7 protein-coding genes are annotated in these 9243 nt (G+C 52.9%); 5 read left to right on the plus strand and 2 right to left on the minus strand.

Features of this window, described 5'->3' with window-relative positions; all coding sequences use genetic code 11:
• The coding region (locus A5774_RS07415; protein WP_064834125.1) for an amidohydrolase at nt 1-868 on the minus strand (868 nt) is incomplete at its 3' end.
• 377 nt (nt 869-1245) lie between these two features.
• Here A5774_RS07415 and A5774_RS07420 point away from each other — a divergent pair.
• From A5774_RS07420 to A5774_RS07430, 3 genes are all read left to right on the plus strand, one after another.
• The gene (locus A5774_RS07420; RefSeq protein ID WP_064834127.1) at nt 1246-3570 is read left to right on the plus strand and encodes a hypothetical protein; all 2325 of its coding nucleotides are present in this window, start codon (nt 1246-1248) and stop codon (nt 3568-3570) included.
• 284 nt (nt 3571-3854) lie between these two features.
• A complete protein-coding gene (locus A5774_RS07425) occupies nt 3855-5174 on the plus strand; it encodes a GA module-containing protein (RefSeq protein WP_064834129.1) in 1320 nt (439 codons plus the stop codon).
• A 227-nt stretch (nt 5175-5401) separates the two neighbouring features.
• The gene (locus A5774_RS07430; protein WP_021353236.1) at nt 5402-5800 is read left to right on the plus strand and encodes a hypothetical protein; all 399 of its coding nucleotides are present in this window, start codon (nt 5402-5404) and stop codon (nt 5798-5800) included.
• Between the two features lie 25 nt (nt 5801-5825).
• On the opposite strand, the gene A5774_RS07435 is transcribed toward A5774_RS07430, so the two are convergent.
• Nucleotides 5826-6926 carry a glycerate kinase gene (locus A5774_RS07435; protein ID WP_064834131.1) on the minus strand — a complete coding sequence of 367 codons (1101 nt, stop codon included), beginning with the start codon at nt 6924-6926 and terminating at the stop codon, nt 5826-5828.
• Between the two features lie 266 nt (nt 6927-7192).
• On the opposite strand from A5774_RS07435, the gene gdhA reads away from it, so the two are divergent.
• Together gdhA and A5774_RS07445 are read left to right on the plus strand one after the other, a co-directional pair.
• Nucleotides 7193-8536, plus strand: coding sequence for an NADP-specific glutamate dehydrogenase (gene gdhA / locus A5774_RS07440; protein ID WP_027017838.1), 1344 nt, complete (start codon nt 7193-7195; stop codon nt 8534-8536).
• A 93-nt stretch (nt 8537-8629) separates the two neighbouring features.
• A partial coding sequence (locus A5774_RS07445; RefSeq protein WP_064834133.1) for a DivIVA domain-containing protein occupies nt 8630-9243 on the plus strand: 614 nt, incomplete at its 3' end.

The following is a 9243-nucleotide window of genomic DNA, read 5'->3' on the forward strand; positions in this document are numbered from 1 at the left end:
CGACTTCTGCTTGCACCACGCGCTTAAGCGCAGCGTATACGCGTTCTGCTAATTCCTCGTCGTAATAGCGGGTGTTGAGCACTAACTCCGCGCTGTCCGGAATGATGTTGTTGGTATCGCCCGAGCGCAGCGTGCCCACGGAAATCACGAAAAACTCATCAGGAGCGACTTCCCGGCCCACGATCGCCTGCAAACGGGTAACGATCATCGCAGCCGTATACGTGGGGTCAATCGATTTGTGCGGCATCGATGCGTGGGCGGACTTGCCAAAAATAGTGACCTTGATGGAATCGCAGCCCGCCATTAACGGACCGCGCCGGGTTTGTACTTCGCCTGCGCGCCCGGGCATGACGTGTTGGCCTAGGCACACATCCGGGGCGGGGATTTTATCTGTTAGACCGTCTTCGATCATGAGTTTTGCACCAATGGAGGATTCTTCGGCGGGTTGGAATAATGCGATGACTGTACCGGCCCAATGCTCGCGGAGATTGTCCAAGATTGCCAGCGCACCGAGCAGGGCAGTGGTGTGCATATCGTGCCCACAGGCATGCATGTTTTTGCCATCGACAAACAACGCATCAAAATCCGCACGCATGAGGGCAGTGGGAGTTTCCTCTGTGGCTTGGTTGCGCATAACAGCGGTGATGCCGTGGCCTCCAATTCCGGTGGTCACCTCGACATCAAAGCGCTGGAGGGCGGCGTGGATGGCTGCAGCTGTGCGTTCTTCCTGGTGGGAAAGCTCGGGGTGTTCGTGGAGGTCGTCGTAAAAGGCTTGTTGCCAGGAAAGATCTGCGGTGTGGTTATTGAGAAGGTCGGCAATGTGTTGTGGATTGGGGCTGGCTTGTGAAGTTTTTGAGTGCTGAGACATGCAAATAATGCTAGCTAAATAGCACGAGGCTGAATGCAGAGAGAAAGGATCCGAACTTGTCTTTTGAAAGGTGACACGACCATTACTGGCGAGAGCGGGGAGTGAGCGGAGTACCCTCGGTATAAGGTGGTGTGGTCCGAAGCGCATCTGGGCCAGTATGAAAATTCCACGAGCAAAAATCTGTTTGTGCAGCTCAGGTGGGTAATAATTTTTCTAAGCCGAGACTTTGTCTGCCCAGTAGGAAAATGTGTAGTAAACCCGAAAGATTTTCTAAGGTTTTCTTGTGTGGAATGTAGCAAAGCTATAACATTATGGCTGTAAGTGTTATCAGCAGCTGGGCGTCGTCGTTCGGTTGAGACTTTCGTTAGGGGAAAGCGTTGTCAATTCCAAAATCAGTTAACCGGACGGTCAAGCGTCGTGGTCTCGCAATCGCAACTGCAGTTGCTGTTGCAGGCAGCGGCATCGTGGGCGCAAACTATGCATCCGGGCAGGACGCAAACGGTGGGGCAGTAACGGCAGCTGAGGAGAATGCGAACCAGGCACCCGCTGCTCAGGAAGTGTTTGATCGTGAAAAGCAGACAATCGATGCCCGTTTAACTGAGACGAAGAATCCAGAAGCGGTTGCTCAAGAAGTTGCTGGGAAATACAAAGATCAATTTTCCGGTGATGAAGCAGCCTTCGGCCGTTTTGAATACCAGCTTGAGCAGAAAGTAAAGCGCCACTTTACTGAACGTGTACATGACAATGACATTGATCTTGAGGATCAGTACACTCTGCCCACTTGGGAAGAAGCTTTCAAAAAAGATAAAGAGACTAAAATTAAGTCTCGCTTGATTGAGACGAAAAACCCGGAGCAGGTAGGCAAGGAGATTGCTAACCAGTACCGCGGTGGCTTTGAAGATGCTGATAAGTACAGTAATTTTGAATACAAGATTGAGCAGGAGACGAAAAAGTATTTCAGCACCCTCGTTGCTGACGGCGAGGTCGAACTAGCCGCTGATTATACGACGCCATCGCCTAAAGCTTATTTTGAAGCACGGGAACAGATTATTGAAGCTGAGCTGCGTTCATCGGATGGCGCCATCGTCGGGAATGTCGAAGAAGTTGTCAATAAGCACGCCGAGCTTGTGTACGAACAGCCTGGCTCTAATTTGCACGATGAAGCGGACAAGACGGCGTGGAAAGATGGCTTCCGCCCACTGGTTGAAGTAAAGAAAGAAAAGCTTGAGCTAGCTGCAAGGTCCGCCGAGTTGAAGCAGCAGCGTGAAGAGCTGGTTGCTGCTGCCAAGGAGCTTTTGTCTAAGGTTGAAGAGCTTGACAAGCTGAATAACGATCTGCAGAAGCAGGCTGAGAATCAGAATGCTCGTGAATCTGAATTGGATGAGCGTGAAGCCGCTCTAAAGCAGCAGCGTGAAGAGCTGGTTGCTGAGTTGAGGGCGCTTCTGCCAGAGATTGAAAAACTGGAGAAGCTGCACGAGGATCTGGAGCAGAAGGCTCAGGATCAGGATGCGCGTGACTCCGAGCTGGATGCTAAGGCTGCCGAGCTGAAGAAGCAGCAAGCTGAGTTTGTTGAACGCCTGAAAGAACTGCAGCCGGAGATTGAAAAGCTGGAGAAGCTGCACGAGGATCTGGAGCAGAAGGCTAAAGATCAGGATGCGCGTGACTCCGAGCTGGATGCTAAGGCTGCCGAGCTGAAGAAGCAGCAAGCTGAGTTTGCTGAGGAATTGAAGAAACTTCAGCTCGAGTTCGAAAAGCTGGACAAGCTCAACAATGACTTGGAGCAGAAGGCTAAAGATCAGGATGCGCGCCAAACTGAGCTTGATAAGAAAGAAGCAGATCTCAACGACAAAGCATCTACGTTGGATGAGCGCGAAGCTTCTGTAAAACAACAGCGTGAACAATTGGATGCTGCTGCGAAGGGACTTCTCCCTCGGATTGAAGAGCTGGACAAGCTCAACAATGACTTGCAGAAGCAGGCCGAAGAACAAGCTGCACGCCAAGCTGAGCTTGACCAAAAAGAGTCTGGACTCGCAGGCCGTAATGCAGAGTTAGAGGCTAAGGCTGCCGAACTGAAGAAGCAGCAAGCTGAGTTTGTTGAGAAAATGAAGCAACTTCAGCCGGAGATTGAAAAGCTGAACAAGCTGAACAATGAGCTTGAGCAGAAGGCTCAGGATCAGAATGCTAAAGAGTCTGAGCTGAAAGCGTTGACTGAAAAGCTGCAAAAACAAGAAGAGGCATTGACTGCGAAATCGAAGGAACTACAGCCGCAATTTGACAAGTTGCAGAAGCTGAACAACGAGCTGGAGCAGAAGGCTCAGGACCAGAGTGCTAAGGAGTCTGAACTTAATGCTCAGGAAGCTAAGCTGAAACAACAGCGTGACGAGCTGACTGCCAAGGCCGGAAAATTAGCATCGGATCTGCAGCGACTTGAGCAGCTGAAGAAAGAACTGGATAAGGCAGGCCAAGACAAGGGCGGTAAAAAGGAGCAACCTAAGCCAGGTCTGCTTGATGGATCGTCTAACTGGTGGAATCCAAGCGGTGCATCGGATTCTGCTAAAGGAATTTTCGGTGTTGCTGCCGGCGTAGGTGCATTGGGACTGCTCTTCGGTGGACTATTGCAAATCGTCAACTATTTCACCGGAGCTGGCAACGTCCAAGCTCAGGTTCGCGATGCTCTAGCTAAGATTGGCATTCGTTTCTAAAGAAGACGGATCGTTAGTTTCAGTTTGATCCTTGATCGCTGAAAGCCGCTGCTTCCACTGAAGCAGCGGCTTTTTCGTGCCCATTGTCCCCAGGATCACTACGTGCGGAGACATGAATTACACCTGGTCAGGTGTCATTTTTCTGTCAGCCTCCTTTTATCTTTTCGCTAACAAACTCATGGTTATTTTTGTTCAGCTACACATAAAACGGAGTTAAGTTGACACGTACAAAACATCGGCAACCGCTGATGCACCCTGAGTACTTATTTGAAAGGGGACAGATCGTGTCCAACCTTAAGCTTGTCGCCGGAACCGTGAAGCGTCGCGGAATTGCTATTGCGGCGGCAGTGGCCGTTGCAGGAGGTAGCCTCGCTACTGCTAACTATGCAATGGCGGTAGAGGTAAATGAACCATCCTTTGATGAGCTCCACAATGAATTTTCCGGCACAGAAGCAGGAAACGTTGCCGTTGATACCGTGAATGAGGCTGCGACTGCACTGAAAAATGGTGCGACCGATGATGAAGTTCGTCAGATTTTGCAGAATGGTCTAAAAAGTGCTGCCGGAGTTCCAGGTTCAGATTTCTCCAAGCAAGATCTAGACGAATATCCGTCGGATGAGCTGCAATCTCAGCTCCAAGAAACGGTAGCCTCTGCAAAACAGACTCTGACGGCAAAGAATGGTGCGCCGGCTGACCACCCATCTGCACCAGAGAGTCCTGCACAGAACCCGGCGGACTGGGCAACCCCTGCGCCAGCAGGAAAATACTCCCCGCAGCGTCTCGAAGCTGAGTTTGGAGGAACTTGGAAAGGCCAAATAGCAGCTGTTGCAGCAGAAAATGTCGCGAAAGCAATCCGCGAAGGTAAAAGCGATGCTGAGATAAAAGAAATCCTCAGGAACGGATTCAAGGCGGCTGGGTTTACGGACGAAGAGATTTCTACGATCAAAGACGAAGAACTCAATAAGTTTGTAGGAGAAGCGAAAGCTAAAACCCAAAAATCTTTGGTGGAGCTGAACCATACACGGCAGGATGCGTTGCATGAGCTGAGCCACCTGCCAAATCTGAACCCACTGCAACGCGATGTCTTTTACAAGCAGATTGAGTCTGCAGACAACGCAGACACGGTGAATACAGTTTTGGCTGCTGCCAAGGCCGAAAACGCTAACCCTGTTGCTCCATTCGCAACAGCTCCAGGCGCACAGGCTCCAGTAGAAACTCCAGACACCGACGTCGAAAAGGCTCTGGACTACACCAAGGCAGAGGCCTTGGAGAAGTTGCGTGGATTGTCTCACCTGACCGAGCAGCAGAAGGCTTTCTACGAGAAGATGGTCAACGACGCTGAGCACGTTTACGAAGTGGAAGATGCCTACGAGGCTGGCGTTGCCAAGAACCAGGTAAACGAAGAAGCGAAGAAAGCATCTGGATTCTTGGCTAAGGCGATTGCCCGCACCAAGCACCTGGCCCTGCAACAGTTGGAAGGCTTCACCAAGCTAACTCACGAGCAGAAGAAGGAAGCCCGCAACAAGATCCTCGCTGCCAAGCAGGTATTCGAAGTCGAAGCCGCTTTCCACGGTGCAGAAAAGCTGAACAAGGCTGCGAAGTAAGCTCTGCTCCGTAGTAGCGTTCAACTGTAGCTGCGTGTAACGCTAACTCGTTCCCTCCTAGACTGCCGCCATCCCACACGGGGTGGCGGTTTTCGTCATGTGTACGCGGTGCCAAGAATATCGGGTGGAGAACGCGCAACGGCAGCGTGGCGTCGGCAAGGAAACCGTGAATAACGGCACACGAACGCCTCTAGGCAACAGAGAATGATGAGGGTAGGCTTATCGTTATGCCAACTATTCAGTTTGACGTTCTCATCCCCGTAGAACCCGCACAACGCCTGCGCGAAAACTACGAGCTTGCCTGCGATAAACTCGTGAAATCCGAGATGCTGAAATCGGCGAAGCTGTCCTTCGACGACAAGCCTAAAGTAGCCGAAGACGTCGTAGAGCAACTGCACCGTATCTACGAGGACGAACACAACGACGCGGAACTCGAAGACGGTGTCATGCACCGCTACCGCTTCGAAGTCGACGGGGTAAAAGGCTCGGTCAACCAGCTGACCATGGCACTGTCGCGGTTTTTAACACCGGAAGCGCCACTGCCGAATGACCGCGTGCTGCTGGAAAACGAGAAAGCCTATGAGCAACCCGCAACCTACCCATGGACGGTAAACATCTTTCGCTAGATATTGCGAGCAATAGGCCTAGCGACTATAAGTGGGTTTGCTGAAATTTTCGGGCGATTTCCGCCCCTGCCGCGCGTAGTTGATCTGCCACATCTTTACCCGGCGCCAGCTGCACACTTAGCGCGTCGTTTACAGGCTCCGTAGTGAATTCGGCAGCAGCAATCGCTAATACAGGGGGAGTGCTTTCGGCTTGCTGCACCAATTCCGTGATCTGGCTGATTACCTTTCCGCGGCTGGATTGCTCGTCAAAACGGCCCTCACCGGTAATCACTAGATCGGCTTGCGCGATAGCCGCAGGAAGCCCTAATTCCTGGGCTACAACGGCGGCACCAGGCAATAGGTGTACGTGATCATCGGTGCCATAGATTAAACGCGACAACCAGATTAGTCCCACTGGAGTGGCACCGGCTGCGCCCATGAATTCTGCGTTTGGATCTACTCCAGCTACCTCACACAAATTGCGCAAGGCAGCATCTAAATGGGCGACTTGCTCATCATCGGCCCCTTTTTGTCGCGAGAAAACCTCTGCGCTGCCCTGCGGGCCACAGGCGGGGGTAGTGGTATCGGTCAACAACACGAACTCCATACCCGCAGCGGCGACATTTAAGTTCGCAGTGTCAATGTGTTCTAGGCGATCCAACGGCCCGCCACCTTTGGGCAATGGATAGCCGCGCTTATCGTGTGGGGCGGCACCCAACGCCACCAAGATCCCCATACCGCCATCAGTGGTGGCCGAGCCACCCAACCCCAGCACGACTCGTTGCGCTCCGCGTGTCTGTGCATCCGCGATCAGCACGCCGGTGCCGTAAGTGTCAGCACTCAACGCGTCGAGTTTGTCGGCCACCGCAGGTAACCCAGAAGCAGCTGCGATATCGATATAAGCAGTCTTCTTGGCACGGTCGTAGCGATAGCTCGCCTCGGTTAGGCGCCCGGCGGCGTCAGTCGTTGGCAGAGTGATGGTCTCACCGGAAAACCGCTCCGCTGTGCCTTCGCCTCCATCGGCCATACCGGCGGTGGTGATAGTGGCATTCGGAAAAACCTCGGCGACTCCGTCGGCAAGCCAAGCTGCAGCTTGTTCGGAAGTAGCGAAACCTTTGAAAGAATCCGGGGCGATAACGATATGCATAGCCGTCAGGGTAGTCGAGTCGGCGGATCGGTTGTTGATTAGTTCTTGGATACCTGTCGAATGGCCGTTGAAAAACGACAGGCTAACGCGGTGACGGAGTGTTGAATAATGATCCAGTGCACACTTATGGGGGTAGGTTCCAATAGGATGACCGGTATGTTCCTGAAGTTGGAGTGTTTTTGTTTGCGAAATCCACGCGATGCGAGAAAACTTACAAATTATTGGTGCAAGCCACTTTGGTGCAATCCACTAGAAAGGCCATAGACGTGAACGTCGAAAAGCAAGTCAACAGCTACTACGACCGCCTGCTCGAGCGCAATGCCGGAGAGCCTGAATTCCACCAGGCTTTGGCAGAAGTAATGGACTCCCTCAAGATTGTTCTGGAAAAAGATCCGGAATACGCCAACTACGGTCTCATCGAACGTCTTTGCGAGCCGGAACGTCAGCTCATGTTCCGTGTGCCGTGGACCGACGACAATGGTGAGGTGCAGGTCAATCGTGGCTTCCGTGTGCAGTTCAACTCTGCTCTGGGCCCATACAAGGGTGGTCTGCGTTTCCATCCTTCGGTAAACCTCTCGATCATTAAGTTTCTGGGGTTTGAACAGATCTTCAAAAACTCTCTGACCGGCCTGCCTATCGGTGGTGGCAAGGGTGGTTCTGACTTCGACCCAAAGGGCCGTTCCGACGTTGAAATTATGCGTTTTTGCCAGTCATTCATGACTGAGCTGCACCGCCACATTGGCGAATACCGTGATGTTCCAGCTGGTGATATCGGGGTTGGCGGGCGCGAGATCGGCTACCTGTTCGGCCAATACCGTCGTCTGGCTAATCAGCACGAATCCGGCACCCTGACCGGCAAGGGGCTGACCTGGGGCGGCTCGCTGGTGCGTACTGAAGCCACCGGTTATGGCGTCGCCTACATCACCAAAGAAGCTATGAATCACTTCGGTGACAGCTTCGAAGGTTCCAAGGTTATTATCTCCGGCTCCGGAAACGTCGCCATCTATGCCGCCCAAAAAGCCCAGGAGCTTGGCGGCACTGTCATCGCTATGTCCGATTCTTCCGGCTACATCTCCACCCCAGAAGGTGTGGATGTAGAGAAACTCCGCGACGTTAAGGAAAACCGTCGCGAGCGCATTAACGTTTACGCTGAAGAAGTAGACGGTGTTACCTTCCATGAAGGTGGCAATATTTGGGAAGAATCCGGCGATATTGCACTGCCATGTGCCACCCAGAACGAGCTGGATGAGGATGATGCGAAGCGCCTGGTGGAAAATGGCGTGAGGTATGTTGCCGAAGGCGCCAACATGCCATGCACCCCGGAGGCTGCCCATTACTTCCAGTCCAAGGATGTTGCTTTCATCCCAGGCAAAGCCGCCAATGCCGGTGGCGTCGCCACCTCCGCACTGGAAATGCAGCAAAACGCCACCCGTGATTCCTGGTCTTTCGACTACACCGATGAACGGCTGCAGCAGATCATGGCGAACATCTTCCAGTCGATTTCGAAGACGGCAAAGACCTACGGCCGCGAAGGTGACTATGTCGCCGGTGCTAACATTGCCGGTTTCAAGAAGGTTGCCGACGCCATGCTGGCACAGGGTGTCATCTAAAACTGCTTAGTAATCTGCCAAGTTGCGGGTCTGTCATGTCTGCACCGACGTGGCAGACCCGTTTTTGTATCCAGCTAGTTTAGGATGGCGGTTATGTATCGTGTCTTTGAAGCGCTTGATGAACTAGTCCAACATGTCGAGCAAGGCTACGGCGTGCCAATGACCTCCAACTGCATGGTCCCGCGTAATGACATGCTGGCCTTGTTGGATGATCTTCGTAACGCCCTGCCTACGGAGATTGATGATGCGCAAGACGTGTTAGATAACCGCAATGAGATTCTTACTGGTGCAGAAGAGCGCGCTCGCCAGATTGTGGATGACGCCCAGGCAGATGCTGAAGACATTCTTGCCGACGCCCAGACTCGTGCTACCGACATGGTTGACCGTGCAGAGGCAGATGCTGAAGCCGTGACTACACGTGCTCGGGAAGAAGCCGAAACCACCGTAACTCGTGCTCGCGATGAAGCAGAGCGTCTGGTCGCAGACGGTAACGCCTCCTATCAGCGCAGCGTTGACGAAGGCATGGCGGAGCAACAGCGTTTAGTCTCCGAGGCGGAAGTTGTGCGCCGTTCAGAGGAAGAAGCCCAGCGCATCGTGTCTACAGCACATGCCGACTCGCAGCAGCTACGCACCGAGTGCGATGACTATATCGATGCCCGTCTCGGTGAATTCGAAGAAAACCTCAATGGCGTCTTGCGCACGGTGAC

It is taken from the genome of Corynebacterium sp. EPI-003-04-2554_SCH2473622 (genome assembly GCF_001665955.1).
Lineage (GTDB): Bacteria > Actinomycetota > Actinomycetes > Mycobacteriales > Mycobacteriaceae > Corynebacterium > Corynebacterium pseudodiphtheriticum.

Bases quoted from the DNA above. Each gene is read 5' to 3' on its own strand.
- A5774_RS07430 (WP_021353236.1), top strand. From the start codon at position 5,402: ATGCCAACTATTCAGTTTGACGTTCTCATCCCCGTAGAACCCGCACAA.
- A5774_RS07435 (WP_064834131.1), bottom strand. From the start codon at position 6,926: ATGCATATCGTTATCGCCCCGGATTCTTTCAAAGGTTTCGCTACTTCC.